Source organism: Nonomuraea sp. NPDC003727, from assembly GCF_053586935.1.
This window is the reverse complement of record NZ_JBSFNE010000024.1, coordinates 62921-87872: the sequence shown is the minus strand read 5'-3', so window position 1 is coordinate 87872 and position 24952 is coordinate 62921. Positions and strand designations below refer to the sequence as shown.

The window sequence follows — 24952 nt, the reverse complement described above, 5'->3', positions numbered from 1 at the left end:
CGCTCATCCCTTCGCGCCGGCGAACGGGCCGGGCAGGCCGAAGTCGTCGCCGAGCAGGTCCTGGTCCAACGCGGCCCCGGCGACGGCGCCGCTGGCCGCGGCGGCCACGACCGCGGCCAGCGGCACGGGTACGGTGGCCCGCCGTGCCATGTCGCCGGCCGCGTAGACGCCGCGCACGCTGGTCCGGGCGAACTCGTCGACCTCGACGCACCCGTCGGCGAAGGTCGCGCAGCCGAGTCGGGCGGCCAGGTCGGAGCGCTGGCGCGGCGCGTTGACGACGAACACCGCCTCCCTGGCCAGCGGCGGTCCGCTCTCGAACACGATCTGGTCGAGCCGGTCGCCGCTCCCCTCCAGCCTGGCGACGGCCTCGCAGCGTACCGCGACGCCGTTCGCCTCCAGCGTGGCCCGCTGGGCGGGGTCGAGCGGCCGGCCGTCGGTGCACAGCGTGACGTCGGCGGCCAGGCGGGTGAGCTGCAGCGCCAGCCGTACCCGTGCCGGCTCGGCGCCGAGGACCGCGACGGTCCTGCCGGTGCACTCGTAGCCGTGGCAGTAGGGGCAGTGGAAGGCCGAGCGGCCCCACAGCGGGCCGACGCCGCGCGGGCCGGGCAGGTCGTCGGCCAGTCCGGTGGCCAGCAGCAGCCGCCTGGCCTGTGCCGTGCCGCCGCCGGACAGCTGGAGGCGGAAGCCGGCCCGTACGCCGGTCACGGTCTCCTCGCGGACCTCGACGGTGGCGTAGGCCGACAGCTCCTGCCTGCCGAGCTCTCGCAGCCGGGAGGGCGGCGTGCCGTCCCTGGTCAGGAAGTTGTGCACGGCCTCGGCGGGGGCGTTGCGGCCGTGGCCGGCGTCGAGGAGGAGCACGCTGCGGCGCATCCGGCCCAGGGTCAGGGCCGCGGCCATGCCGGCGGGACCGCCGCCGACGACCGCGACATCGAAGATGTTTGACATGCGCGCAAGTCTGCAAGTTAATGTCAACATGAAGTCAAGTGGTTCGATGCGCATCGGGGAGCTGGCCGAGCGGTTCGATCTGGCGCCGCACGTGCTGCGCCACTGGGAGGCGATGGGCCTGCTGACCCCTGCCACCAGGGTGAACGGCAGGCGTCTCTACACCCGCGACCATGTCGTCAGGGTGCTGACGATCATCCGGGCGAAGGCGGCGGGGATGAGCCTGGAGCAGGTGGGGGAGGTCCTCAACTCGGCCGGCCACGCCGAGCGCACGGCGATCCTCGAGCAGCACCACGCCGAGCTGGAGCGGCGGCTGCGCGAGATCGCCGCGTCCAAGGCGCTGATCGAGCACATCATGCAGTGCACGGCCGACGACTTCACCCGCTGCCCCGGCTACCTGCGCGTGGCCGAGAGCGCGGCGGGCCTGACCGACCCCGGCCAGGCCACCTGCGTGGTCAGGGCGGATCCGCCCGCGTGACCAGGCCCTGAGCCGGCGGGCAGGGCGTCAGCCGGGCAGGGTCTCGCCGCCGACCGGGGCCAGGATCTCGCCGGTGTAGTAGGACGACAGCCGTTCGGCGGCGAAGAACACGTACGAGGGCGCGATCTCGTCGGGGTCGGCCGCCCGCTGCATCGGGGCCTGCTTGCCGAACTGCTCCACCTTCTCCTGCGGGAACGTGGCCGGGATCAGCGGCGTCCAGACCGGACCCGGAGCGACCGCGTTGACCCGGATGCGCCGTTCGATCAGGGTCTGCGCCATGGAGTAGGTGAAGGCGTTGATCGCGCCCTTGGTGGCGGCGTAGTCGATGAGCGACTTGTTGCCGCGCAGGCCGTTGATGGAGGAGGTGTTGATGATCGCGCTGCCCTCGCGCAGGTGCGGCAGCGCCGCCTTGGTCACGCGGAAGTAGCTGTGGATGTTGACCGCGAACGTGTGCTCCCACTGCTCGTCGGTCAGCTCCTCCAACGCGTCGACCGGCTTCTGGTAGGCGACGTTGTTCACGACGATGTCCAGCCCGCCCAGCTCGGCCACCGCCTGCTCGACCACCGCGATGCAGTGGTCGGGGTCGGCCAGGTCGCCCGGCAGCAGCACGCACCGCCGGCCCTCGGCCTCCACCACCTTCCTGGTGTGGTTGGCGTCCTCGTGCTCGCTCAGATAGGCGATGGCCACGTCGGCGCCCTCCTTGGCGAACGCGACGGCGACGGCCCTGCCGATCCCCGAGTCACCCCCGGTGATCAGTGCTTTCTTGCCGCGCAGCAGGTCACGGCCCGCGTAGCCGCGCATCTCGTCGCGCGGCTCCGGCGACATCTGGCCGGTCGTGCCCGGGTACTGCTGGCGCTGGGCGGGCGGTGTGGCATTCGGTTCTTCTGGCATGACGTGCGATTGCCCAGGTCCGCGCCCCTCTAACGGCGAAAGGTCCGCGCCCCTCTAACGGCGAAGCGGCACGGCGCGCGATCGCACCGTGCCGCGACGGGTCACTACCCCCTGGTGAGCCTCGCGCCCGGCCCCAGCCTGCGGGGGCCTTCGCGGGTCACAGCGGCGGCACCAGGGCGAAGTAGCGGTCGAGCCGGTCCCGCTCGCCCGTGACCTGCAGCCGTCCGGCCGGGATCCGCCCCCACAGGAACAGCATCAGATCCGACGCCGTGCCGCTCACCTCGACGTCGCCCGGCGTGCCGTCACGGGTCAGCACGACCTCGTCGCCGTCGAAGCGGACCGTCCAGTCGCCCAGGCCGTCGCTCTGCCGGAACCTGAACCGCTCGCCGGCCCCGGGCGGGGCCTGCCGCACCATCCGGCGGGCCGGCGCCATGACGGTGAAGGTCTGCTCGACGGCGTCCGCGGCCAGCTCGGCCGCGACCGGCTGGGCGGTCCCGACCGCGCCCTCGGCGTCCCAGCGGTGCACGGCCGCCTCGATGGTCTGCATCCGCAGCCAGAACCCGGCGGTCTGCTCGGGCGCCCACGTCCACACGCGCTCGTCCAGCGGGGTCTTCCTGAACACCGACTCCAGCGCGAAGGCGCCCTCGCCGAACCACTCGATCAGGCTCGGCGGGACCGGTCCGGTCGTCGGTTCGTGCCCCGGGCCCTGCCAGCCGCGAAGGTCCTCCGGCAGCCCCATCAGGTCGGGGTCGAGCGCCTCCGGCGGCTGCCGCAGGCGCTCGGTGATGATGTGGGCCACGAACCGGTGCACCCAGCCCAGGTGTCCCACCAGATCCGACATCGACCATTCGGGGCACGACGGCACGACGGGCGCCGTGGTGGCCTTGGCCGCGGTGCGGGCGGCGGTCTCGAAGGCGAGGATCTCGCGACGGAAGTGGGGAAGGAGGTCCATGCCTCCACTGTGTCATCCGGCCGCGGAGACTTTCCAGGCTAGACCAGCCGGGTGACCTGGCCGGTGTCGAGCGAGTAGTAACAACCCACGATCTCGAGCTGCTTCCGGCGGACGCGCGGGGCCACGGGACACACGGGCGGCTCACGAGCCCGAATCCCGCAGCCGGGAGCGGTACTGGCGGGGCGACAGGCCGTAGGCCGCGCGGAACGTCCTGCTGAAATGGAACGGGCTGGCGAAGCCGCAGGCCGTGGCGACCTGCCCGACATCCATGTCGGTCACCTCCAGCAGCCGGGCCGCGTGCCGTACCCGGGCCTCCCGTACGGCCTGCATCGGCGACCTGCCGGTCTGCGCCGAGAACAGGTGCGCGAACCGCGACGGTGACAGCGCCACCGACGCCGCCAGCGACGCGACACTGTGGCGGGCGTCGGGCTCGGCCGCGATGAGCGCCTCGGCCTGCCGGACACGCGGGTCGCCGCCCTCCTCGGGCCCCGCCGTCGCGGCGCAGGCCAGCATGATCACCTCCTCGACGGCGTTGAGCACCAGCTCGCGCGCCAGCGGCGCCGCGGCGACGGCCGGGCTGGGCGGCCGTCGCGCCGGCGCGGGCGGTGCGCCCTGCCCCGGCCGGCGGGCGTCGGCGTCGGCCCGGCGGAAGGCGCGGTCCAGACGCCCGTGCAGCGCCTCCGGCACCCCGCACAGCAGATGGCAGCGCGAACCCCGCGCGTACGGGCGCAGCCAGGTCAGCCAGGACGGGCGGGGCTGGAAGTGGACCCACCAGAACGCCCAGCGGGCGGCCCCGGGCGCGACCCGGTAGTGGTGGCCGGTCATGGAGCCCAGCACGACCAGGTCTCCGGGGCCGACCGTGCAGGCCACCTCGCCCTGCTCCACATGACCCGCCCCGGCCTGCGTCCACATCAGCAGCCAGCTGGGCGCGCCCGTGCCGCGGCGCACGGCGTAGCCCGGCGTCCGGTCGAAGTGTCCGACGATCACCAGGTCGGCGGCAGGAACGGACATGTCCTCAGCCGTCGCAGGCATACCTTTCACCGGTTGGCCCTCCTAGCGTGGGAATCAGCCGAACAAGGAGTGAACGTATCGTGCTGACCTTCGACGAACCGCAGCTGAAGACCTTCCACGACGAGGGGTTCGCGCTCGTGCGCGGGCTGCTGACCGCCGGTGAGGCCGCCGCGCTGCGGGAGGAGTTCATGGCCCTGCACGCGGCCGGACCGGTGCCCGGGCACTTCACGCCCGGACCGCAGGATCCCGGCGCCCCCTATGACATCCTGTGCGACTACCCCCGGGTCATGCACCCGCACCAGATCAACGACCTCGCCCTGCGCTACCTGCTCGACGGCCGGATCACCGCGATCGTCGGCCGGATGCTCGGCGAGGAGCCGGTGGCAGCCCAGAGCATGTTCTACTTCAAGCCGCCCGGCGCCCGCGGCCAGGCGCTGCACCAGGACAACTTCTACCTGAGGGTCGAGCCGGGCACGTGCGTGGCCGCCTGGATCGCCCTCGACCGGATCGACCGCGACAACGGCGGCCTCGAGGTGGTGCCCGGCACCCACCGCATGGACCTGTTCTGCCCGGAGGAGGCCGACCCCGGCCTGTCCTTCACCCGGGAGTACGTCCCGCCCCCGCCGGGGCTGGCGCGGGTACCGGTCGACATGGACCCCGGCGACGTGCTGTTCTTCAACGGCAACCTGGTCCACGGCTCCGAGCCGAACACGACCGCCGACCGCTTCCGCCGCAGCTTCATCTGCCACTACGTCGGCCGTTCGACCGAGCGGATCTCCTCCTACTACCCCACGCTCACGCTGGACGGGCAACGGGTGTTCTTCGCGGAGTCGACCGGCGGCGGCCCGTGCGGCACCGACGCCGGGGGACCGCACTAGCCCGCCACCGCCGGCCGGCCCCCGCACGCTGGGGCCGCCATGTCCAGGCGGGCCGTGCGGCGAAGGCGGGCCGTACGGCGAAGGCGGCCCGTGCGGCGGAGCGTCCAGGCGGGCCGTGCGGCGGAGCTTCTAGGCGGGCCGTACGGCGAAGCGGAGCCTGAAGTGGTCGAGCGTCCCCGGCAGCGGCGTGGGCAGCGCGGTCACGGGCCGCACCCGCCTGGTGCGCAGCAGCGCGGCGAGCACGGTCTCGGCGGTGAACAGCACGAGGTCCCGGCCGGGGCACCGGGCGAAGCCCGCGCCGAACGGGATGCCGGTCCAGCCCGTGCGCCCGGGGACGAAGGCGTCGGGGTCGTCGATCGCGTGCGGGTCACGGTTGGCGTACGGGCTGAAGATCGCCACCATCGTGCCCTCCGGCAGGATCTCGCCCCGCCACTCGATCGGTTCGGTCGTGTCCCTGAGCACGGCCAGCGTCGTCGGCCAGAGCCGGACCGACTCCTCCACCGCGGCACGCAGGTCCTCGGTGCCCGGGTGGGCGGCGACCAGCGCCAGCGCCCGGTAGGCGGCGATGCCCGCGGCGTCGAAGGCGAACAGCCAGTGCGGGGCCTGCCCTTCGGCGTGCACGTCGGGATCGGCGTGGGCCGCCATCAGGAGGGGGGCGAGGCTGCCGGGTTCGGCCCGCCGGAGGTGGACGTCGAGGCGGCGCTGGAAGGCCGCCCGCGCCTGGTTGTGGCGCCGCCTCAGGTAGAACCAGTTGGCGTCGGCCCGCAGCCGGTTCAGCAGCAGGGTCAGCCGCTCGTCGCCGCGGGCGCCGTCGCCCAGCACCAGGCGGCGGGCGATCCGCCCGTGCGCGGCGGTGAACACCGGCCAGGTCAGCTCGCCCTCGCTCGGCAGCGCGGCCACCTCCTCCTCGATCACCGCGGTGAACGGGCCGGCGAGGCTGTGGCGCGGCCGGCCGGGCTCCAGTATCTGCTCGTTGAGCCGGCGGCGGCGCTCGCGCAGGCCGGGGTCCAGGGTGATGAGCACCCCGTGCGGCTGGAAGTGGCCGAGGGCGGCGCGCTTCTCCAGGTTGGCGGGGGTGAAGGCGTGATCCTCCAGTACCCGGCGCACGTCGGCGGCGGCCAGCGGGATCAGCGCCGGGCCCCGCACCGGGATCCGGACCAGCAGCGGGCCCTCGCCGTGCCTGGCCCTGAGCCGTTCGAGAAGGCGCGCGCCGCGCCGGTCGGCGTCGAGGAGGGCGGCCAGCCGTACGCCGAGGGGCCGGCGGAGGACGACGCCCTGGGCAAGCGCGGGCAGCAACACGCCCACGCCCAGGCGCGCGCTCTCCAGCACCGAGGCGCGCGGCAGACCTGCGCGGCCGAGCCGGGAACGCGCGTAGGCCCTGCCGCGCAGGCGCTGCACCCAGCCGGCGGGCCGCAGCGCGGGGTGGTGGTTGACGATCGGGTCGAAGTCGGCCTCGCCCTCGGCGTGCCCGGTCAGGCGCAGGATCGCGATCCTGCGCCCGTTGGCCTTGAGCGCGAAGGCGAGCGGCGGATGCGCGCGCACGGGGTCGGCGGGCGGCTGCTCGCCGAGCGGTTCGGCGGTGAAGCGGACCCGTCCCCCGTCGTGCCGGTAGGACAGGATCGTCGAGTAGTGCCGGGTGCCGGGAAGGCAGGACAGCAGCAGGTCCAGGTCCCCGTCCGGGCTCAGGATCTTGATGGCGAGGCCGAGCACGTCGGGCAGCGAGCCCGGCAGCGACAGGCCCTTGGACAGCCGTGCCCGCACCGGCCGCGGCCCGCGGTCCAGCGCGGGCACGCCCAGCGGCGGGTGCTCGTCGATCTCGAGCGTGCCGGTGAAGAGCTCGCCCACGGTGTGGAGGGCTCGTCCCTGCCGGAAGTGCGCGACTCGGGTGATCGTCGACATGCGGGAACGGCTACCCCGTGCCGTGGCGATGACACCGTGCCCCCTGTCAGCTCCCCGCCATGGTTTCCCTACATGACCGCCAGCTGGCCGCCGTCGATGACCAGCTCGGTGCCGTGGATGAAGGCCGCGTCGTCGGAGGCCAGGAAGGCGTAGCCGGCCGCGACCTCCGCGGCGAGCCCGGCCCGGCCCAGGGGGATGTGGTCGCGCTCGTAGGAGGAGACGAAGTCGCCGGCGAGCCCGGCCGAGATGGCGGCGTTGAGCGGGGTCCTGATGTAGCCGGGGCACAGGGCGTTCACCCTGATGCCGTGCTTGCCGAGCTCGACCGCCATGGTCCTGGTGAGCAGCAGCACGCCGCCCTTGGAGGCGTTGTAGTGGGCGTAGTCGGCCTCACCGCCCAGCCCGTTGGTCGAGGACATGTTGAGGATGACGCCGCCCTCGCCCCGCTCGACCAGGTGCCGGGCCACGGCCTGGGCGACCAGGAACATGCCGCGCAGGTTCACCGCGATGATCCGGTCCCAGTGCTCGGGGGTGATCTCCAGGAACGGCTCGCGCCATGCCGTACCGGCGTTGTTGACCAGGACGTCGATGCCGCCCGTCGCCGCGATCGCCCCCTCCACCAGGCGGGTGACGTCGGCCTCCGCGCGCACGTCGCCCGCCAGCCCGCGCACCTCGCCCAGGCAGGACAGCTCGGCCACGGTCGCCTCGACCTCGTCCCGGTCGAGCCCGCCGAGCACGACCCTGGCACCCTCCTCCAGAAACCTGCGGGCCGTGGCGGCGCCGATCCCGCTGCTGCCCCCGCTGATCAGCACCCGCTTGCCGGCCAGTCCGCGCATGGCATGCCTTCCTTCAACGCACCGCGCCGCGAGCGGCGACGCGTAGTTCGGTGATGACGTGTCCATCCTCGACGCCGTGGGCGACGTCGAAGAGGTTGACGACGGAGCAGGCGTGGCCGGGGACGAACACCACCCGCTCCGGGGTGGGCCTGGCGATGACGGTGGCCAGCACGCGGGCGGCCGTGGTCGCCTCGGTCGCCACGCCCAGGCGCACCATCGAGGCGTCGTTGAAGATGTAGGTGCCCGGCCTGATCTCGGTCACGCCCGTCACCCCCGCGTCCGGGCGGTGGGGTGGAGCCGACGCTGATCTCGCGCAGCTCGATCCCGTCACGGGCGCACAGCGCGGCGGTGGCCACCAGGTCCTCGCCCTCGCGGCGGGCGGTCGTGGCCAGTTCCTCGGCGGTGCGCGCGTGGTAGGCGTGACCGGCCAGCGTGAGCAGGCCCACCACCTCGACGCCGGGGACCGCGGCGATCTCGGCGACCAGGTCGGCGGTGGGCCGGCCGGGTGGGCGGCCCAGGCGGTGCTGGCCGGTGTCGACCTCCACCAGCACCTCCACGGGCGGCCCGCCGAGGCGGCCGAGCCCCGCGGCGACCTCGGGCGAGTCGAGGCTGACCCGTACCCTGACCCGCTCACGGAGCGCGGCCAGGCGGCGCAGCTTCGGCTCGCCCCAGATCGGAAAGGCCAGCAGGATGTCGTCGATGCCTGCCTCGGCCATGATCTCCGCCTCGCCCAGCTTGGCGCAGGTGATGCCGGTGGCTCCGGCCTCGAGCTGCCTCCTGGCCAGCTCGGGCATCTTGTGGGTCTTGACGTGCGGTCGCAGCCTGACGCCGTTGCGTGCCGCCACCTTGGCCATCTCGGTGATGTTGGCGCCGACCACGTCGAGGTCGATGACCAGCGCGGGGGTGTCGATCTCGGGGTACATCGGTGGACCTCCCCTCTCGAAGGTCTTCCGAACGTAGCATCCATTCCGTATCGCGCACCAGCATTCTGTATCACGGAACGACAGCTCCCCTGCGGATGGCCCTTGACAGCCGCCCCGCATGCTGGTGTCCTTGCGCTGATTCGGAACAGCATTCTGTGATACGGAATGGAGCGCTATGAGGCTGGGCACGGTACGGGTCGGCGGGACCCGTTTCGCCGCCATGGAACGCGAGGGACTCTGGTACGCGCTGGACGTCCCCTCCGGCACCCCCATGGGAACGGTCCTGGTCGATGGGCCCGAGGAGGTCGCCCGCCTGGCGGTCTCGGCGGCCAGGCCCCTCACGGGGGCGACGCCTGTGGCGCCGCTGCGGCCGGGCAAGATCGTGGCCATCGGCCTGAACTACCTCGACCACATCCGCGAGGCGGGGATGGACAAGCCCGAGCGGCCGCTGATGTTCGCCAAGTTCCCCTCGAGCGTGATCGGGCCCGGCGAGCCCATCGTGATCGACGCCGGCCTCACCGAGCGGGTGGACTGGGAGGTCGAGCTGGCGGTGGTCGTCGGCACGCCGCTGCGGCACGCGTCCCCCGCGCAGGCGCTGGCGGGAGTGGCCGGCTACACCGTGGCCAACGACGTCTCCGCCCGCGACCTGCAGTTCGCCGACGGCCAGTGGACGCGCGGCAAGAGCCTGGACACCTTCTGCCCGCTCGGGCCGGTCATCGTGACCCCCGACGAGCTCGGCGACCCCCAGGCGCTGCGGCTGTGGACGGCGGTCAACGGCGAGACCGTGCAGGACTCCAGCACCGCCGAGATGCTCTTCGGCGTCGCCGACCTGCTCGCCTTCTGCTCGCGCGCCTTCACCCTCGAACCCGGCGACGTCGTGCTGACCGGCACCCCGTGGGGCTGCGGCGAGTTCATGGACCCGCGCCGCAGCCTGCGGCCGGGCGACACGGTCGAGGTGGGCGTCGAGGGGATCGGCACGCTGACCAACCCCGTGGCGGGAGGCGCCAGGTGAAGGCGCTGGTGTTCACCGGGCCCGGCGCCGTCGAGATGCGCGAGGTGCCCGAACCCTCGGTCGGCGAGGGCGAGGTGCTGGTCCACGTGGTCGCCTCCGGCATCTGCGGGAGCGAGCTGCACGGGGTCAGGACGCCGGGCTTCCGGGTGCCGCCGCTGGTGATGGGGCACGAGTTCGCCGGCCGTACGGACGACGGGCGGCAGGTGATCGTCAACCCCATCCTGTCGTGCGGCGACTGCGACGTGTGCGCGCTGGGGCTGCGGAACGTGTGCAGGCGACGCCAGATCGTCGGCGTGCACCGGCCCGGAGGCTTCGCCGAGCGCGTGGCCGTGCCCGCGACGGCCGTCACCACCCTGCCCAGGGAGCTGGACTGGACGGCGGCGGGCGTCGTGGAGCCGGCCGCGAACGCCGTGCACGCCTGGTCGCTGGCCGCGCCCGCGCCGGGAGCCCGCGTGGGGATCATCGGCGCGGGCGCGATCGGGCTGGCCTGCCTGCAGGTCGCCCTGTCCCGCAAGGCCGCCCGCATCGAGGTCGCCGACCGCGCGGAAAGCCGCCGCTCGATCGCGGGACGCCTCGGCGCGGACGCGGCCGTCGCCGAGCTGACCGGCGAGTACGACGTGATCTTCGACGCGGTCGGCGCCGCCGCCACCCACGAGCGGTCGCTCGCCCTGCTGCGGCCCGGCGGGGTCGCGGTGTGGCTGGGCCTGGCCGATCCTGTCGCGGGCTTCGACGCCGCCGCCCTCGTGCGCGGGGAGAAGCGGGTGCTCGGCTCCTTCGCCTACACCGACACGGACTTCGCCACGGCCGCCGAGCTGGTCGGCGGCTGGGATCTCGGCTGGGTCGACACCTTCCCGCTGAGCGAGGGCGCCGAGGTCTTCACCGCCCTGATGAACGGTGCCACCGTTCCCGTCAAGGCCCTGCTCACGCCATGAAGCGAGGCAGCGTGGACCTCCTCCTGTCCCAGTACCGCCCGGTCTCCCAGCTGCGGGTCCCCGTCACCACGGTCGAGCGGGCGCGCGTACCGGCCGTGGACGCCCACGCCCACCTCGGCCGCCGGCTCGCCGACGACGGCGGCTGGGCGGTGCGTCACCCCGGACGGGTGCTGTCGGGACCGACGAGATCCCGACGCACCCCCGACGTCCACCGCATCCACTTCCGCTTCACGGAGACCGCCGACGAGGCCTTCGCCCGCTCGCTGGAGGACCCGCCGCTGATGGGGCGGTGGACCATCAGCGGGCTCGACCTGCCCGAAGAGGCGCTCGGGCAGGTCTACGCCGGCAACGCGCTCAAGCTCGTGCCGAGGCTGGCATGAGCGGGCGGCCCCGCGCCCGGCCGGGCCGCGGCGCGGGCTCACCTACACGGCTTGTACGGCTTGTCGTACAGCGAGTAGTCGGTGGCCTTCTTGATGGAGTTGAACTTCAGCTGGTTCGCCTTGGCACAGTAGCCGCCGGGCGAGGTCTTGTACTCCACCTGGAAGACCGGCTTGCCGGCCCTGACGAAGGCCGACAGGGCGGAGCACTCCTGCCACTGGAAGCACTCCTCGTTGACGGCGTAGTCGAAGACCGACACCAGCTCGTCGATCTGGCTGAGGTCGTTCTTCAGCGCCACGGACAGGCCCTTGCGGTGCGCCATGTCGGCCAGCGCCTTGTTGTAGACCAGCTGGGTCTGCGGGCTGATGTCCCAGCCGGTGACCGACCTGCCCTCCTCGTGGGCGTGGACGACGTCGAACTCGACGCCGTCGAAGCCGGCCTGCACGCACTTGTCGACGCGGGCCTCCATCATCTTCAGCAGGAAGTCGCGCTGGCCCTTGTCGTTGTTGATGTTGGCCCACCGCTCGTTCGGGAACTCGTCGCTGAACGGCTTGCCCAGCAGGGACTTGCCGTGGCTCTCGTGCCAGCCGACGAACTCCTGGTAGTCCGGCCGGAAGTCCTCGATGGAGCCGGCGTCGACGTAGCAGACGGCCTTGGCGCCCCTGGCGTGGATCGCCTTGACGGCCGCGGTGTTGAGCGTGGTGTTGTTGCCGGCGATCTCGGCGTCCGCGTACAGGTCGATGTCGAAGACGCTGGGCCGTACGCAGGCCCCGCCGCTCTGCGGCGTCTCGCAGATGCCGACGTTGATGCCGCCGGTCGCGGCGAAGGCCTTGGTGCCCTGGAGCTGGTACTGCCAGCGGCTCTGCACCGGCGGGCGCCAGATCGCCGCGCTTGCGCCCGACCGCCCGCCGCTCGTGGCGGCGCCCGTGACGGCGCTCGCAGCGCCGCCCGACGCCGTGCCACCCGCCGGGCCTGCCGTGGCGGCGCCGGCGGTGACGGTGACACCGGTGGTCCCGGGCGCCGCCGTCGTGGCGGCCTCGGCGGAGGCGTACAGGCCGGTGACGGCGAGCGGCAGTAAGGCCGTGACCGCGGTCAACCGGGTCGAGATCGATCGGAGCGTGGTCAATCCACTCACCTTCTATTCCATATAGCGGAATGATGTTCCGCCACCAAGGTCGCTACGGACTGCGCCAGACGATAGCCGACACCCTCGGCATCGGGGGCATCTTCCGGGCACTCCGCACGATTCCGGTGATGGTCGGGCTGGGCAACGACCTGGCCGAGCTGGCGCCGCACGCGCTGCTGCTCAACTACACCAACCCGATGGCGATGATCCCGCGCGCCGTCTACCAGGGCACGCCCTTCACGAACGTGGTGGGTCTCTGCCACTCCGTGCGCGACACCCAGGCCAGGCTGGCCGCGCTGGTGGGCCTGCCGGTGGAGGAGATCTCCTTCGTCACGGCCGGCGCCAACCACCAGGCGTTCGTGCTGACGTTCGAGCACCAGGGCCACGACCTGTACCCGGTGCTCGACGAGGTCATCGCGCGCGACCCGGAGCTGCGCAGGACCGTGCGGGTGGAGATGTACCGCCGCTTCGGCCGCTTCCCGACCGAGTCCAGCGAGCACGGCTCGGAATACCTGCCCTGGTTCCTGCGCCACGACGACCAGGTCGAGCACTTCCGCATCCCCGTCGAGATCTACCTGCGCTGGTCGGAGGACAACCTCGACACCTACGAGGAGACCAGGCGGCGGCTGGCGGCGGGGGAGGGCGTCGAGATCGAGCCGGCCATGGAGCTGGCCTCGGAGGTCATCCACTCCATCGAGACGGGCACCCCCAGGGTCGTCCACGGCAACGTGCGCAACGGGGGCCTGATCGCCAACCTGCCCGCCGACGCGTGCGTCGAGGTGCCGTGCCTGGTGGACAGGGCCGGGATGCGCCCCACCCGGATCGGCGAGCTGCCGCCCCAGCTCGCCGCGCTGAACAGCACCTTCCTCAACGTGGGGGAGCTGACCGTGCGGGCGGCCCTCGAAGGCCGCCGCGACCACGTCTACCACGCGGCCATGCTCGATCCCAACGCGTCGGCGACGCTGACCCTCCAGCAGATCCACGACCTCGTGGACGAGATGATCGCCGCCCACGGCGAGCTGCTGCCGGAGGGCGTCCGATGAGGCGGGCGCCGGCCGCCGCCGCGCTCGTCGGGCTGGTCGTCCTGCTGACCGCCGCGGCGTGCGGCGGCGGCGGGCCGGAGCAGGCGGCCGGCGGCCCCGTCGAGATCACCATCTGGCACGGCCAGGAGGACGCCTCCGCCAAGTCGATCGAGAAGCTGGTGGCGCGGTTCAACCAGAGCCGGCGGGACATCAAGGTCAACACCGAGTCCGGCGGGGCCACGGCCGACGGCATGCTGCCCAAGATCACCGCCGCGCTCACCTCCGACGCCTACCCCGACATCGCCTACCTCTACGGCTCGTGGGCGCCCAACATCGCCAGGAACCCGAAGACGGCCGACCTCACGGAGTTCGTCAAGGACCCGGCCGTGCGCTGGCAGGACTTCTGGGACAACGAGCGCGAGGCCGTCACCGTCCAGGGCAAGGTCATCGGCTTCCCCGCCGTGGTCGACAACATGGTCGTCCTCTACAACAAGAAGGTGCTGGCCAGGGCGGGCGTCGAGCCGCCCGGTCCGGACTGGACGTGGGACGACTTCAGGGCCATGGCCAAGCGGGCGACCGACGCCGATTCCGGCGTCTTCGGCACCACCTGGCCGATCAGCGGCGGCGAGGAGGCGGTCTGGGGCCTGTGGCCGATGATCTGGCAGGCAGGCGGCGACATCCTCACACCCGACCACAAGAAGGCCGTCTTCAACAGCGCCGCGGGCCAGCAAGCGCTGGGCAGGCTGCGCGCCATGGCGGTCGACGACAAGTCCGTCTACCTCGACTCCAGCCCCGCGGAGAAGGGGCAGAAGCTGTTCGAGTCCGGCCGGCTCGGCATGTTCCTGTCGGGGCCGTGGGTGCTGCCCGACCTGCAGGCGGCCAAGGTCGACTACGGCGTCTCGCCGCTGCCCGGCACCGACGGCAACCATGAGACGGTCTCCGGGCCCGACAACTGGGTGGTCTTCGAGCACGACGAACGCCGGGTCAAGGCCGCGGCCACGTTCCTGACCTGGCTGACCGCGGCCGAGCAGCAACTGGAGTGGATGACCGACACCGGCTCGCTGCCGATCAGGGAGTCGATCACCAAGCTGCCCGGCTACCAGGGCTACCTCGACAAGTACCAGGGCATCGAGGTGATCTCGGACAACCTGGCCAACGCCAGGCGGGTCAGGCCGCCGACCACCAGATACCCCCGGGTGTCCGCCTTCGTGGCCGAGGCCATCGCGCAGGCGCTGCTGGGCAGGAGCGACGCCAGGACGGCCCTCGACGAGGCGGCCACCAAGGCCGACGCGGCGCTGGCCGTACCGGGATCATGAGCAGCACCACCGCGGTCGGCGCGGCCGCCACGCGGCACGGGCGGCCGAGGGACCGCAGGAAGCTCGGCGACACCGTCGCCGGCTGGTCCTTCGCCGGGCCGGCGACGCTGGTCATCCTCGGCTTCTCGCTGGTGCCGATGGCGTGGGCGCTGGCGCTGTCGTTCACCGACTCCGACCTGATGTCGCCGGGACGCAACGTCGGGCTCGACAACTACCGGGCGCTGCTCGAGGATCCGGTCTTCTTCCAGGCGCTGCGGAACACCGGGTTGCTGCTGGTGCTCTACATCCCCGCGTCGCTGGTCGCCGGGCTGCTCGTGGCCGTGCTGCTGAACAGGAAGGTGCGCGGGATCGGGTTCTACCGGACCTGCTTCCTGGTGCCCTACGTCGTCTCGGCCACCGCGACGGGCCTGCTCATGGGCTTCGTCTTCGACCGCGACTTCGGCCTGGTGAACGGGCTGCTCGTGCAGCTCGGGCTGCCCGTCCAGGGGCTGCTCAGCAGCCCCTCCCAGGCGATGTTCGTCCTCACGCTGATCTTCTTCTGGACCCGCTTCGGCTTCTCCGTGGTGATCTACCTGGCCGCCATCCAGGAGATCAGCAAGGAGGTGATGGAGGCCGCCGCGATCGACGGCGCCGGGCGGTGGACCACCTTCAGGCACATCATCGTGCCGTCGGTGCGCCCGATGACGATCTTCCTCGCGGTCTGGGGCGTGATCGACGCGCTGCAGTTCTTCGACCTGGTCATGACCACGACGAAGGGCGGCCCGGCCAACGCGACCGTGACCATCGTCTACTACGTCTGGCAGCTGGCCTTCTCCTTCTCCACCGCCGGGTACGGCGCCGCCGTGGCCTACGTCCTGTTCGCCGGAACCCTCCTGCTGATCGTCGCGGGCCTGCTGGTCGCGCGGCGGAGGGGAGCCATGACATGAGACGCCTGCGCCTGCCCGGCAAGTGGCACCTGGTGCTGGTGCCGATCTCGGCGGTGGTCGTGCTGCCGTTCGTCTGGCTGCTGCTCAGCTCGGTGATGACCCAGGCCGAGCTCAACAGGTTCCCTCCGGCCATCTGGCCCGAGGGCATCGACCTGGGCGGCTACCGCACGGTCGTCGAGCGCTCGAACTTCCCGCGCTGGTTCCTCAACAGCGTCATCGTCTCGGGGGCGATCGTGGCGGCCCAGGTCGTGCTGTGCAGCATGGCCGGCTACGCCTTCGCCAGGATCAGGTTCGCCGGCGCCAAGGTGGTCCTGGTCCTGGTCATCGCCACCGCGCTGATCCCGTTCCAGCTCACGGTGATCCCCACCTTCCTGATCTTCAACCAGGCCGGGCTCACCGACACGCTGGGCGCGCTGATCCTGCCCCAGCTCAGCTCGGCGGTCGGCATCTACCTGATGACCTCCTTCTTCCAGTCCTTCCCGAAGGAACTGGAGGAGGCGGCGCGCATCGACGGCTGCTCGCGCGTCGCGGTGTTCTACCGGGTGGTGCTGCCGGTGGCCAGGCCCGCCCTGGCCGCGCTGGCCGTCATCACGTTCATCACGGCGTGGAACGACCTGTTCTGGCCGCTGGTGGCGATCAACTCGGAGGACAACTACACGGTGCAGGTCGGGCTGACGACCTTCCAGGGCCAGCACCGCGCCGACTGGCCGGCGATCATGGCGGGCACGGTGCTGACGACGGTGCCGGTGCTCGCGGTGTTCCTCGCCGGCCAGCGCCGCTTCGTCCAGGCGCTGACCGGCGCGGTGAAAGGCTGACGGCGCATACCGCACCCACCGGCGCCGTCAGCCGACGTCCCGGCGGGGAGACCTGCGCGCTCCCCGCCGGGACGTTCAGACCTGCTCGGCGACCGCCCGCTTGAGCACGTTGCCCACCTCTTCCATCCTGGCCGTGGACATGCGGTCCTTGATCGCCGTCACGCTCACCGCCGCCACGGGCGCCGTCCTGCCCATGAAGACGGGGGCGGCCACACACCGCACGCCCGGCTCGTTCTCCTCCAGGTCGAGCGCGTAACCGCGCTGCCGTACCTGGTCGAGATGCGTGGCCAGCTTCGCCGGGTTGGTGATCGTGTTGCGGGTCCTGGCCGCCAGCGGGCCGTACCTGTCGGCCCACGCCTTGATCGCCTCGTCGGTCGGGTACGTCCAGGCCAGCAGCGCCTTGCCGACGCCGGTGCAGTGGGCGGCGTTGCGGCCGCCCACGACCGAGGTCATCGTGATCGACCGCACCGCCTCTACCTTGTCGAGATAGACGACCTCGCCGCCGTCGAGCATGGCCATGTGCACCGTCTCGGTGAACTCCTCGCTCAGCCGCAGCAGCAGGGGACGTACCAGCGTGCGCAGATCCATCGTCTCGTAGAACCTGAACGCGGTCGCCAGCATCTCGGTGCCGAGGAAGTAGGGGCCGCTCGGCTCGGGCTGGGCGGCGAACCCGCGGTGCTTCAGCGCGCCCAGCAGGCGATGGAGCGAGCTCTTGGGGAGGCCGAGCCTGGTGGCCAGCTCGTCGAGCGTAACGCCCCTGCTGTGTTTTCCGATCTCCTGCAGGATGAGCAGGGCGCGATCGACGCTGCCGACGGGGGACTGGACCTCAGCCACTGCACTCTCCTCCAAGTTCCGCTTTGTGGAATGCTAGCGCGTGATACGGAACTTGGCGCGCTTCGCGAGCCGCGGGTTCACGTCACCGGGACGATCCGCGCCTCCGCCAGCACCCCGTGCTCGATCGTCAGCACCCCCAGCGTCCCGTACGGCTGGCGCCGCCGGTCCGTGGGCGAACCGGGGTTGAAGATGCGCAACCCCTCGCCCGACTCATCCAGCGGGATGTGCGAGTGGCCGAACACGACCAGGTCGGCCTCGGGGAACAACCGGCGCATCCGCGCGAGCCTGCCCCTGGCGGGGCCGCTGTCGTGGACCATGCCCACCCGCAGACCGTCGAGCGTCAGCTTCAGCGTCTCGGGCGCCGCCAGCTCGGGGCCGTCGTTGTTGCCCTTCACCACATGAACCGGCGCGAACGCGGCCAGCTCCGCCAGCACGGACGGCACACAGACGTCCCCCGCGTGCAGGATCGCGTCGGCGCCGCGCAGATGCTCGGCCACCCTCGGCGGGCACGACCTCCAGCGGCGCGGCGCGTGCGTGTCGGACAGCACCACGACGTTCATGGGCTGTCCCTACCCGTCAACCGCCGAAACCCGATGAACCGCCGAAACCCGATGAACCGCCGAGACCGATCGACCGACGAGACCGATCAACCGACGAGACCGATCAACCGCCGAAATAGGTGACCGCGTTCTTGGTCGCCACCGACGTCCACGGCACGATGACGACGCCGCCGTTCCGCTCGAACACCATGGCGTTGTCGCCCTCGGTGCCGAACTCCTGCGGCAACGTCGCCACCGGCGTCGCCTTGCCCGACGCGGCGTCGAGCCGTACCAGTCTGGGGGCCAGGTCCCGCCGGTCACCCACCTCAAGCGCCAGCAGCCCCTTGTCGTCGGCGCGGACGTAGGTGAGCTTGGTGGCGTTGGTGCCCGACGACTCCCACAGCCGCCTGCCCGTCTTGAGATCGAAGGCCAGCGCCTTGTTGCTGGAGCGGAGCTCGTTCGGCACGTTCTCGGGGAAGGTCGCCAGGTACAACCGGTCGCCGTGGACGGCGTAGCGGTACTTCTCCGCCATGCCGTCGAACGTCGCGACCTTGTTCATGCTCAACATGTCCACGTGGCCGGGCTTGATGGCGACCTCGCGGCCCCCCGCGTCGAAGGCGAGGAAGATCTCCTCGCCACCGCGTTCCACCTGGACGATGACAGGGTCGGCCGACAGGACGGAGGGGCCGAGGCCCGTCTCGCCCAGCGGATAGCGCTTGACGGCCTTGCCGCTGTGCGGGTCCAGCACCTCCACACGGTTCGGGGTGCCGGCGAACGAGCAGTCGTAGATCACGACCACGCGGGCGGCGGCCGCGTCGACGTCCTCCAGGTGGCAGCCCTCGGGCGGCGCGACGGTCCACCGCTTCGCGCCGTCGGACAGCCGGTGGCCGTACACCGTCTCCTTCACCGACAGCACCACCATGTCGCCCGCGCTCATCAGCTGCGGCGCGGTGATCATGTTGGCCAGGCTGGACTTCTCCGCCGGAATCTTGATCTTCCAGGTGAGCCGGCCCTTGGCCGCGTCGACCCCCGCCAGGTGGTCGCACAGGCTGGCGCTGCCGTACGCGACGGCGCCCTTGCCCGCCGCCAGCTGGCCGGTGCCACCGCAGAGCTGCTCGCCGGGGGAGGGCACGCCCCACGCTCGCTTGCCGTTCTTGAGGTCGTAGGCGAGCAGGCCGTCCTTCTGGGCGCGGACGATCGTGGTGTCGGTGAGCCATGCCGCGAAGGCCATGCCCGCGGTGAAGTCGGTGCTGTCGGCGTTCGTCAGCGGCACCGCCCACTGGCCGAGCGCCTCGCCGTCGCCGCTCTGCGCGGTCGTCCCCTGCGGTCCGGAGCCCGAGGTGGCGACGAACCACGCGGTGCCGGTGCCCACGGCCAGCAACGCCACGAGGCCGAGCACGACGAACAGCGCGGTGCGGCCCTTGCTCCCCTGCGCCTGCCGCGGCGGCTGCTGCGCCCCGGCCGGGCCGGTCGGGTACGGCGCCTGCTGGTTCCACGACTCGGCCTGCTGGCCGGGCCCCGAGGGCGGGCCGTAGGAGGGCCCGCCGGGCGGCCCGAAGGAGGGCTGGGCCTGGGGCGGCGGACCGTAGGGAGGCTGCGCCTGGTTCGGTGGCCCGTAGCCGGGCTGCCCGTGGTCGTGGTTCGGCGGCGCCGACTGAGCGGGGTGCGCCTGGCTCGGCGGCCCGTAGGGCGGCTGACCCTGGGGAGCTCCATAGCCCGGCTGGCTTTGAGGAGGGCCATAGCTCGGCTGGCTTTGAGGAGGTCCATAGCCCGGCTGGCTCTCAGGAGGCCCATAGCCGGGCTGGGCCTCAGGGGCGCCGTAGCCAGGCTGGCCCTGGTGAGGGGGCCCGTAGGCCGGGTGGCCCCCGGTCGGGGAACCGTACCCGGGCTGCCCGCCGTACCCGGGCTGCCCGCCGTACCCGGGCTGCCCGCCGTACTGGTGGCCGTTGTGCTGATCGGTCATCCCCGCCCCCCCTTACGCCAGCTGGCGGCGAACGTAGGCCGCCCACTGCCGCTCGAACTCCGCCTTGCTCACGCCGAGCACCTCGAACAGCGCCGCCTCGCTCTCGTCGCCCTTCGCCCGGTAGGCCGCGACCACGCCTTCGGCCAGCTTGCGCTCGCCGAACTTCGTCGCGATGAAGCGCATGGCGAGGTTGCCCATGAAGTAGTTGGTGTTGACCATGTTCTTGTAGTCCCAGAACACGTTGTCGGGCAGCCGGCCGTCGAAGGGCCTGGCCATCCGTCCCGCCACGTAGGCCCTGCCATCCGGGTACCGGCGCACCTGGGCGACGCTCTGGTGCCGCGTGGCGACGTAGTCGGCGAAGCCCTCGACGATCCAGTTGGGCTTGCCGAACAGGGACATCTCGGCGCTGTCGAGGCTCGCGACCAGCGAGTGGGCGATCTCGTGCTGGCTGACCTCCTTGATGCCCGCGGTGTCGGAGAAGAAGGGCGAGGTGGTGTCGAGCACGATCCGGCTACCGCCGATCTTGACGTCGTCGCCGGGGCGCCAGCTCAGCATCGGGATCGACACGCCCGCCTCGTGCGCCTTCTCCTTGCGGAACAGGTTGCCCAGCTGTGCCTGGCCCTTGGTCAACGCGACCACGAACCCGCTCGGCACGGTGGCGTCCGGCGGCCCGTTGCGCCGCCAGTAGTCCAGGTCGTCGGCGGTGGCCTGGGCGACGGTCGGCGCGATGCGCCTGGCCAGTCCGGCGTCCTCCGGTCTGGCCAGCACGAGGCTGGGGCCCGCCTTCACCACGGCCACGCCGGGCCAGATGTCCCAGGGGCCGGGGTAGTACACGGTCTTGGAGCCCTCACCGCCCGTGATCGGCGGCGGCGCGCCGCCGACCTTGGTGACGACCAGCGGGGCGTCGGCCGACGCCTTCTTGATCGTCCAGCGGTACCACTCCGAGACCGGCTTCAGGTCGATGCGGGTGAAACGGTGGACGAACGCGACGTCCTGGGTGAAGGTCACGCCGCGCCCGAAGCTGTCCTCCGCCCGGCCGTTGCGGCGCAGCGTCTGGTAGGACATCTCGCTCAGCGGCATCTTGCGCAGGTTGGCGAAGAGCCTGGCCTGGCCACGGACCAAAGCCGCGTTCCCCGGATCGAAGATCGAGGTGAACGCCTTGGCGTCGCCCGCGGTCAGCGCGGCGCCGTGCGACTTCAGCAGCGCGTCGATCTCCTGGTCGGTGACCACGACGGCGGCGGGATCCTGCCCCTTGCCGTTCTGTCCCTTCTCGGCCGCTCCGGTCGGGGCCGGGTCGAGGGCGCTCGCCGAGCTCCCGCCCCTCAGCACCAGTCCCACGCCCGCGCCGACGCCGATCACCAGGACCAAGGACAGGACGCCGAGCGTCACCCACAGCCCGGTCCTGCGCCTGGGTGACGGCGGCGGGGGCGGGGGAGGCGGTGGCTGCTGCCACTGCGCCTGCTGCCCCTCCTGCCACTGCCCTTGCTGCCCCTGCTGCCACGGCGCCTGGTACTGCTGCTGTCCCTGCGCCTGCGGCCACTGCGCCTGATACGGCTCCTGCGCCTGCTGCCCCTGCTGCCACGGCGGAGACTGCGCCGGGTACTGCTGCTGAAAACCGGGCCCCGTCGTCACAATTGCCCCGTTAGAGCTCGTAGGTCACGAAAGGCCAAAATCGTATCAGCGGTTACAGAGACGGTCATGCAGGGTCAGGGGATCAGGCCATCCTTCATCACCGGCGTGCCCTGCGGTGCCTGGAGCGGTCAGCAGTCCGCGCTCCCCACGGGCGGCCGCCGCGAAGGAGGACCTCAGTCATGGCAGCTCCCTGACGTTCCGTCCGGCGGGGCGGGCGGCCGGCCGCCCAGGTGGGTGAGGTAGTGGTGGAGGTGTCCTGAGCCCTCCAGCATGGCCGTGGCCCGCTCGACCAGCTCCGCCTGGCGCTGGGCGATGGCCGCGCGCAGCGCGTCGCTGCTGCCCGTGCGGCGCAGGCCGTCCAGGATGACGTGGATCTGCGGGAACAGGTAGCGGCCCCGCCTGAGCATGCTGATCATCCGGGCGTCGCGCACGTCGGCGGGGCCGAAGACGCGGTACCGCGTGCCGGGCTCGCGCCTGGGGGACAGCAGGCCCGCCGACTCCCACACCCGCAGCGCCGAGGTGCGCACGCCGAGGTAGGCGGCCACCTCGCCGATGCGCATGCCCGCACGGGGCAGCGCCGAGTCGTCCGGTGCCTGCTCGGCGACCGCCTCCAGCGCCTCGCCCACCGCCTGGAGGGACAGCCGCTGCTCGTGCAGCGCCGCGTGCCCCGCGTTCACGAGGGTGAGCGCCTCGGGCAGGTCGCCCGCGTGAACGGCCTGCATGACCGAGCGCGCGGTGTCCCACCCGTATCCCCTGGCGAGCGTCCGGTAGGTCACCAGCGCGGCGCGGTGCCCCTCGTCGAATCGGCGATATCCGGCGGCCGTCCGGGGGCTGGGGGGCAGGATGCCGGTGTCGGCGTAGTTGCGGATCTGCTGGGTGGATATGCCGGCCATGCGCGCCAGATCGATCGGACGCAGCGCCGTCCGCTGTGGGCTCATCGCCTCTCCCCTTACGTCGTGGTTGAAGGTTATCGGTACCCAGCCTCGGCGAGAGCGGCGGATCTTCGGAAAAAGTCTTCACAAGCACTTCAATGAGACACTTGAAGCGCGGATGCCGGCGGCGACGGCCGCCCGATCACCGGCTCGCTCCCTCTTTCCGGGCACGCACGGGCATCCGCCTGACCTCTCGGCCGCAGTGACCATCACACGAGTATGGAAAGGTTTCCGTGGTTTCCAGCCAGCAGGCAGACAACCTTCGTCATGACAGCGTCCGCGGATCGCAGCACACCGCCGCGGACGGCCACGATCTCATCCAGGTGCGTGGCGCCAGGGAGAACAACCTGACCGGGGTGTCGCTCGACATCCCGAAGCGACGGCTCAGCGTGTTCACCGGGGTCTCCGGATCCGGCAAGTCCTCGCTCGTCTTCGACACGATCGCCGCCGAGTCGCGGCGGCTGATCAACGAGACCTACACGGCCTTCGTCCAGAACTTCATGCCGAGTCTCAACCGTCCGGACGTCGACGCGCTGCGCAACCTCAGCGCGGCGATCATCGTCGACCAGGAGCGGATGGGCGCCAACGCGCGATCCACGGTGGGCACCGCCACCGACGCCCACACGATGCTGCGGATCATGTTCAGCCGGATCGGCCTCCCGCACGTCGGCCCGCCCTTCGCCTTCAGCTTCAACAGGGCCGAGGGTATGTGCCCGGAGTGCGAGGGGCTGGGCAAGGTCACCGACATCGACATCGACGAGCTGGTCGACAGGGAGCGGTCGCTGAACGAGGGGGCGATCAAGGTCCCCGGGTTCGCGGTCGACACCTGGTACTGGCAGCTCATGGCGCACTCGGGCCTGTTCGACCCCGACCTGAAGCTGCAGGACTTCACCCCCGAGCAGTGGGAGGACTTCCTCCACAAGCCCGCCACCAAGATCAAGATCGGCTCGAACAACCTCACCTACGAGGGACTCGTCACCAAGGTCAGGCGGCTCTACCTGGCCAAGGACCGCGAGTCCATGCAGCCGGTAGCCCGCGCGTTCGCCGACCGGGCGGTCAAGCTCACCGGCTGTCCCGCCTGCGGCGGCACCCGGCTGAACGCCGCCGCCAGGTCCGCCCTGATCAACGGCCGCGGCATCGCCGAATGCTCGGCCATGCAGATCAACGACCTGGCCGCGTTCGTCCGCGGCATCGACGACGCCTCCGTGGCGCCGCTGCTGGCCGCCCTGCTCGAAACCCTCGACGCACTGGTCGAGATCGGCCTCGGCTATCTCAGCCTCGACCGGGAGTCCGGCACGCTGTCCGGCGGCGAGGCGCAGCGCGTGCGGATGGTGCGCCACCTCACCTCGAGCCTGGCCGACGTCACCTACGTCTTCGACGAGCCCACCGCGGGGCTGCACCCGCACGACATCCAGCGCATGAACGGCCTGCTGCTCAGGCTGCGCGACAAGGGCAACACGGTCCTGGTCGTCGAGCACAAGCCGGAGACGATCGCGATCGCCGACCACGTGGTCGACCTCGGCCCCGGCGCCGGCACGGCGGGCGGCCGCGTCTGCTACGCCGGCGACCTGGACGGCCTGCGCGCCTCCGGCACCCTGACCGGGCGCTACCTCGACCACCGGGTCAGCCTGCGCGAGAAGGTCCGCACGCCGGCCGGGCAGTTGCCGATCCGGGGCGCCTCACTGCACAACCTCAGGGACGTCGCCGTCGACATCCCCCTCGGCGTGCTCACCGTCGTCACCGGCGTCGCCGGATCGGGCAAGAGCTCGCTGATCCACGGCTACGTCGCCGGGCGCGACGGCGTGATCGTCGCCGACCAGTCGGCCATCCGCGGCTCCCGCCGCAGCAACCCGGCCACCTACACCGGGCTCCTCGACCCGATCAGGGCGGCCTTCGCCAAGGCCAACGGCGTCAAGCCCGGCCTGTTCAGCGCCAACTCCGAAGGCGCGTGCCCCGCCTGCAAGGGCATCGGCCTCATCTACACCGACCTGGCGATGATGGCCGAGGTGGCGACGGTGTGCGAGGAATGCGAGGGCCGGCGCTTCACCCCCGAGGTGCTGACCTACCGGCTGCGCGGCAAGAACATCAGCGAGGTCCTCGGCATGTCGGTGTCCGAGGCGCGCGAGTTCTTCACCACCGGCCAGGCCAGGACCATCCTCGACCGGCTGACGTCGGTCGGGCTCGGCTACCTCGGTCTCGGCCAGCCGCTCACCACGCTGTCCGGAGGCGAACGGCAGCGGCTCAAGCTGGCGATCCACATGGCGAAGAACGGCACGACCTACGTGCTGGACGAGCCGACCACCGGGCTGCACCTGGCCGACGTCGACCAGTTGCTGGACCTGCTCGACCGGCTCGTCGACGACGGGAACACCGTCATCGTGATCGAGCACCACCAGGCGGTCATGGCCCGCGCGGACTGGATCATCGACCTCGGGCCTGGAGCCGGCCACGACGGCGGGCAGGTCGTGTTCGCCGGACCGCCGGCCGACCTGGTCGACACCGGGACCTCGCTGACCGCCCAGCACCTGCGCCGGTACGTCGGCTGAGCGACGGGGTGCTCCCGGTTGCCTGGGGCACCCCACCCGTCGCCCGGTGTTCCGGGGGACGCGCCGGCGACGGCGTCGCGTGTCAGGCAGGGGGTGGGGTGCCTGCCGTACGGGCAGGCCGATTCACGAGCCGACGTGGTCGTGCGCGTCCTGACCGCCGACGGGCGGCGGG

Annotated in this window: 23 protein-coding genes; 10 read left to right on the top strand and 13 right to left on the bottom strand. The window is 71.8% G+C overall.

Features of this window, described 5'->3' with window-relative positions:
* Window positions 1–3 precede the first annotated feature (3 nt).
* Window positions 4–945, bottom strand: a complete 942-nt coding sequence (locus ACWDLG_RS39040) for an NAD(P)/FAD-dependent oxidoreductase (RefSeq protein ID WP_449929729.1) — start codon at window positions 943–945, stop codon at window positions 4–6.
* 28 nt (window positions 946–973) lie between these two features.
* Between ACWDLG_RS39040 and ACWDLG_RS39035 the strand changes: the two genes are divergently transcribed.
* Window positions 974–1420: a helix-turn-helix domain-containing protein gene (locus tag ACWDLG_RS39035; RefSeq protein WP_449929727.1), complete on the top strand. Its 447-nt coding sequence runs from the start codon at window positions 974–976 to the stop codon at window positions 1418–1420.
* A 27-nt stretch (window positions 1421–1447) separates the two neighbouring features.
* Here the strand turns inward: ACWDLG_RS39035 and ACWDLG_RS39030 are convergent, their stop codons facing one another.
* The 3 genes from ACWDLG_RS39030 to ACWDLG_RS39020 form a co-directional block, all read right to left on the bottom strand.
* Entirely contained in the window at window positions 1448–2311 is an 864-nt protein-coding gene (locus tag ACWDLG_RS39030) for an SDR family oxidoreductase (RefSeq protein WP_449929725.1), read from the bottom strand.
* A gap of 157 nt (window positions 2312–2468) precedes the next feature.
* Window positions 2469–3263 carry a maleylpyruvate isomerase family mycothiol-dependent enzyme gene (locus ACWDLG_RS39025; protein WP_449929723.1) on the bottom strand — a complete coding sequence of 265 codons (795 nt, stop codon included), beginning with the start codon at window positions 3261–3263 and terminating at the stop codon, window positions 2469–2471.
* A gap of 141 nt (window positions 3264–3404) precedes the next feature.
* A complete protein-coding gene (locus ACWDLG_RS39020; RefSeq protein ID WP_449929721.1) occupies window positions 3405–4274 on the bottom strand; it encodes a helix-turn-helix domain-containing protein in 870 nt (289 codons plus the stop codon).
* An 80-nt stretch (window positions 4275–4354) separates the two neighbouring features.
* On the opposite strand from ACWDLG_RS39020, the gene ACWDLG_RS39015 reads away from it, so the two are divergent.
* On the top strand, window positions 4355–5152 hold the full coding sequence (locus ACWDLG_RS39015; RefSeq protein ID WP_449929719.1) for a phytanoyl-CoA dioxygenase family protein: 798 nt from the start codon (window positions 4355–4357) through the stop codon (window positions 5150–5152).
* 129 nt (window positions 5153–5281) lie between these two features.
* Here ACWDLG_RS39015 and ACWDLG_RS39010 read toward each other — a convergent pair whose 3' ends face one another.
* The 3 genes from ACWDLG_RS39010 to ACWDLG_RS39000 form a co-directional block, all read right to left on the bottom strand.
* Window positions 5282–7051 (bottom strand): cytochrome P450, encoded by a 1770-nt coding sequence (locus ACWDLG_RS39010; protein ID WP_449929717.1) that lies wholly within the window; start codon window positions 7049–7051, stop codon window positions 5282–5284.
* A 68-nt stretch (window positions 7052–7119) separates the two neighbouring features.
* The gene (locus ACWDLG_RS39005; RefSeq protein WP_449929715.1) at window positions 7120–7884 is read right to left on the bottom strand and encodes an SDR family NAD(P)-dependent oxidoreductase; all 765 of its coding nucleotides are present in this window, start codon (window positions 7882–7884) and stop codon (window positions 7120–7122) included.
* Entirely contained in the window at window positions 7854–8807 is a 954-nt protein-coding gene (locus ACWDLG_RS39000) for an alanine racemase (RefSeq protein WP_449929713.1), read from the bottom strand. Before ACWDLG_RS39000 ends, ACWDLG_RS39005 begins: the two co-directional genes overlap by 31 nt.
* Window positions 8808–8982: 175 nt before the next feature.
* Here ACWDLG_RS39000 and ACWDLG_RS38995 point away from each other — a divergent pair, with 175 nt between their 5' ends.
* From ACWDLG_RS38995 to ACWDLG_RS38985, 3 genes are read left to right on the top strand one after another with little or no spacing between them, the layout of a single operon-like run.
* Window positions 8983–9819, top strand: coding sequence for a fumarylacetoacetate hydrolase family protein (locus ACWDLG_RS38995; RefSeq protein ID WP_449929711.1), 837 nt, complete (start codon window positions 8983–8985; stop codon window positions 9817–9819).
* Window positions 9816–10751 (top strand): zinc-dependent alcohol dehydrogenase, encoded by a 936-nt coding sequence (locus tag ACWDLG_RS38990; protein ID WP_449929709.1) that lies wholly within the window; start codon window positions 9816–9818, stop codon window positions 10749–10751. The genes ACWDLG_RS38995 and ACWDLG_RS38990 overlap by 4 nt, the downstream gene beginning before the upstream one ends.
* On the top strand, window positions 10748–11131 hold the full coding sequence (locus ACWDLG_RS38985) for a hypothetical protein (RefSeq protein WP_449929707.1): 384 nt from the start codon (window positions 10748–10750) through the stop codon (window positions 11129–11131). The genes ACWDLG_RS38990 and ACWDLG_RS38985 overlap by 4 nt, the downstream gene beginning before the upstream one ends.
* Window positions 11132–11169: 38 nt before the next feature.
* Here the strand turns inward: ACWDLG_RS38985 and ACWDLG_RS38980 are convergent, their stop codons facing one another.
* Window positions 11170–12255, bottom strand: a complete 1086-nt coding sequence (locus ACWDLG_RS38980) for an endo alpha-1,4 polygalactosaminidase (protein WP_449929705.1) — start codon at window positions 12253–12255, stop codon at window positions 11170–11172.
* 29 nt (window positions 12256–12284) lie between these two features.
* Here ACWDLG_RS38980 and ACWDLG_RS38975 point away from each other — a divergent pair, with 29 nt between their 5' ends.
* Genes ACWDLG_RS38975 through ACWDLG_RS38960 form a run of 4 tightly spaced genes read left to right on the top strand, consistent with a single transcriptional unit; the run spans window position 12285 to window position 16334 of the window.
* Window positions 12285–13298, top strand: coding sequence for a family 4 glycosyl hydrolase (locus ACWDLG_RS38975; protein WP_449929703.1), 1014 nt, complete (start codon window positions 12285–12287; stop codon window positions 13296–13298).
* On the top strand, window positions 13295–14593 hold the full coding sequence (locus ACWDLG_RS38970; protein WP_449929701.1) for an ABC transporter substrate-binding protein: 1299 nt from the start codon (window positions 13295–13297) through the stop codon (window positions 14591–14593). The genes ACWDLG_RS38975 and ACWDLG_RS38970 overlap by 4 nt, the downstream gene beginning before the upstream one ends.
* The gene (locus tag ACWDLG_RS38965; RefSeq protein ID WP_449929699.1) at window positions 14590–15519 is read left to right on the top strand and encodes a carbohydrate ABC transporter permease; all 930 of its coding nucleotides are present in this window, start codon (window positions 14590–14592) and stop codon (window positions 15517–15519) included. Before ACWDLG_RS38970 ends, ACWDLG_RS38965 begins: the two co-directional genes overlap by 4 nt.
* Window positions 15516–16334, top strand: a complete 819-nt coding sequence (locus ACWDLG_RS38960) for a carbohydrate ABC transporter permease (protein WP_449929697.1) — start codon at window positions 15516–15518, stop codon at window positions 16332–16334. The genes ACWDLG_RS38965 and ACWDLG_RS38960 overlap by 4 nt, the downstream gene beginning before the upstream one ends.
* 75 nt (window positions 16335–16409) lie before the next feature.
* Here ACWDLG_RS38960 and ACWDLG_RS38955 read toward each other — a convergent pair whose 3' ends face one another.
* From ACWDLG_RS38955 to ACWDLG_RS38935, 5 genes are all read right to left on the bottom strand, one after another.
* Window positions 16410–17168: an IclR family transcriptional regulator gene (locus tag ACWDLG_RS38955; protein ID WP_449929695.1), complete on the bottom strand. Its 759-nt coding sequence runs from the start codon at window positions 17166–17168 to the stop codon at window positions 16410–16412.
* Between the two features lie 77 nt (window positions 17169–17245).
* Complete coding sequence (locus ACWDLG_RS38950; RefSeq protein ID WP_449929693.1) at window positions 17246–17728, bottom strand: metallophosphoesterase family protein; 483 nt, start codon at window positions 17726–17728, stop codon at window positions 17246–17248.
* A 103-nt stretch (window positions 17729–17831) separates the two neighbouring features.
* The gene (locus ACWDLG_RS38945; protein ID WP_449929691.1) at window positions 17832–19670 is read right to left on the bottom strand and encodes an outer membrane protein assembly factor BamB family protein; all 1839 of its coding nucleotides are present in this window, start codon (window positions 19668–19670) and stop codon (window positions 17832–17834) included.
* Between the two features lie 12 nt (window positions 19671–19682).
* Window positions 19683–21302: a hypothetical protein gene (locus ACWDLG_RS38940; protein WP_449929689.1), complete on the bottom strand. Its 1620-nt coding sequence runs from the start codon at window positions 21300–21302 to the stop codon at window positions 19683–19685.
* A gap of 173 nt (window positions 21303–21475) precedes the next feature.
* On the bottom strand, window positions 21476–22240 hold the full coding sequence (locus ACWDLG_RS38935; RefSeq protein ID WP_449929687.1) for a MerR family transcriptional regulator: 765 nt from the start codon (window positions 22238–22240) through the stop codon (window positions 21476–21478).
* 227 nt (window positions 22241–22467) lie between these two features.
* Here ACWDLG_RS38935 and ACWDLG_RS38930 point away from each other — a divergent pair, with 227 nt between their 5' ends.
* A complete protein-coding gene (locus ACWDLG_RS38930; RefSeq protein ID WP_449929685.1) occupies window positions 22468–24780 on the top strand; it encodes an ATP-binding cassette domain-containing protein in 2313 nt (770 codons plus the stop codon).
* Window positions 24781–24952 lie beyond the last annotated feature (172 nt).

Excerpts from the sequence above, each read along its gene's own strand:
- ACWDLG_RS39040 (WP_449929729.1), bottom strand. The coding sequence starts at position 945 with ATGTCAAACATCTTCGATGTCGCGGTCGTCGGCGGCGGTCCCGCCGGC.
- ACWDLG_RS39035 (WP_449929727.1), top strand. The coding sequence starts at position 974 with ATGAAGTCAAGTGGTTCGATGCGCATCGGGGAGCTGGCCGAGCGGTTC.
- ACWDLG_RS39030 (WP_449929725.1), bottom strand. The coding sequence starts at position 2,311 with ATGCCAGAAGAACCGAATGCCACACCGCCCGCCCAGCGCCAGCAGTAC.
- ACWDLG_RS39025 (WP_449929723.1), bottom strand. The coding sequence starts at position 3,263 with ATGGACCTCCTTCCCCACTTCCGTCGCGAGATCCTCGCCTTCGAGACC.
- ACWDLG_RS39020 (WP_449929721.1), bottom strand. The coding sequence starts at position 4,274 with ATGTCCGTTCCTGCCGCCGACCTGGTGATCGTCGGACACTTCGACCGG.
- ACWDLG_RS39010 (WP_449929717.1), bottom strand. The coding sequence starts at position 7,051 with ATGTCGACGATCACCCGAGTCGCGCACTTCCGGCAGGGACGAGCCCTC.
- ACWDLG_RS39005 (WP_449929715.1), bottom strand. The coding sequence starts at position 7,884 with ATGCGCGGACTGGCCGGCAAGCGGGTGCTGATCAGCGGGGGCAGCAGC.
- ACWDLG_RS39000 (WP_449929713.1), bottom strand. The coding sequence starts at position 8,807 with ATGTACCCCGAGATCGACACCCCCGCGCTGGTCATCGACCTCGACGTG.
- ACWDLG_RS38995 (WP_449929711.1), top strand. The coding sequence starts at position 8,983 with ATGAGGCTGGGCACGGTACGGGTCGGCGGGACCCGTTTCGCCGCCATG.
- ACWDLG_RS38985 (WP_449929707.1), top strand. The coding sequence starts at position 10,748 with ATGAAGCGAGGCAGCGTGGACCTCCTCCTGTCCCAGTACCGCCCGGTC.
- ACWDLG_RS38975 (WP_449929703.1), top strand. The coding sequence starts at position 12,285 with ATGATGTTCCGCCACCAAGGTCGCTACGGACTGCGCCAGACGATAGCC.
- ACWDLG_RS38970 (WP_449929701.1), top strand. The coding sequence starts at position 13,295 with ATGAGGCGGGCGCCGGCCGCCGCCGCGCTCGTCGGGCTGGTCGTCCTG.
- ACWDLG_RS38965 (WP_449929699.1), top strand. The coding sequence starts at position 14,590 with ATGAGCAGCACCACCGCGGTCGGCGCGGCCGCCACGCGGCACGGGCGG.
- ACWDLG_RS38960 (WP_449929697.1), top strand. The coding sequence starts at position 15,516 with ATGAGACGCCTGCGCCTGCCCGGCAAGTGGCACCTGGTGCTGGTGCCG.
- ACWDLG_RS38950 (WP_449929693.1), bottom strand. The coding sequence starts at position 17,728 with ATGAACGTCGTGGTGCTGTCCGACACGCACGCGCCGCGCCGCTGGAGG.
- ACWDLG_RS38945 (WP_449929691.1), bottom strand. The coding sequence starts at position 19,670 with ATGACCGATCAGCACAACGGCCACCAGTACGGCGGGCAGCCCGGGTAC.
- ACWDLG_RS38935 (WP_449929687.1), bottom strand. The coding sequence starts at position 22,240 with ATGAGCCCACAGCGGACGGCGCTGCGTCCGATCGATCTGGCGCGCATG.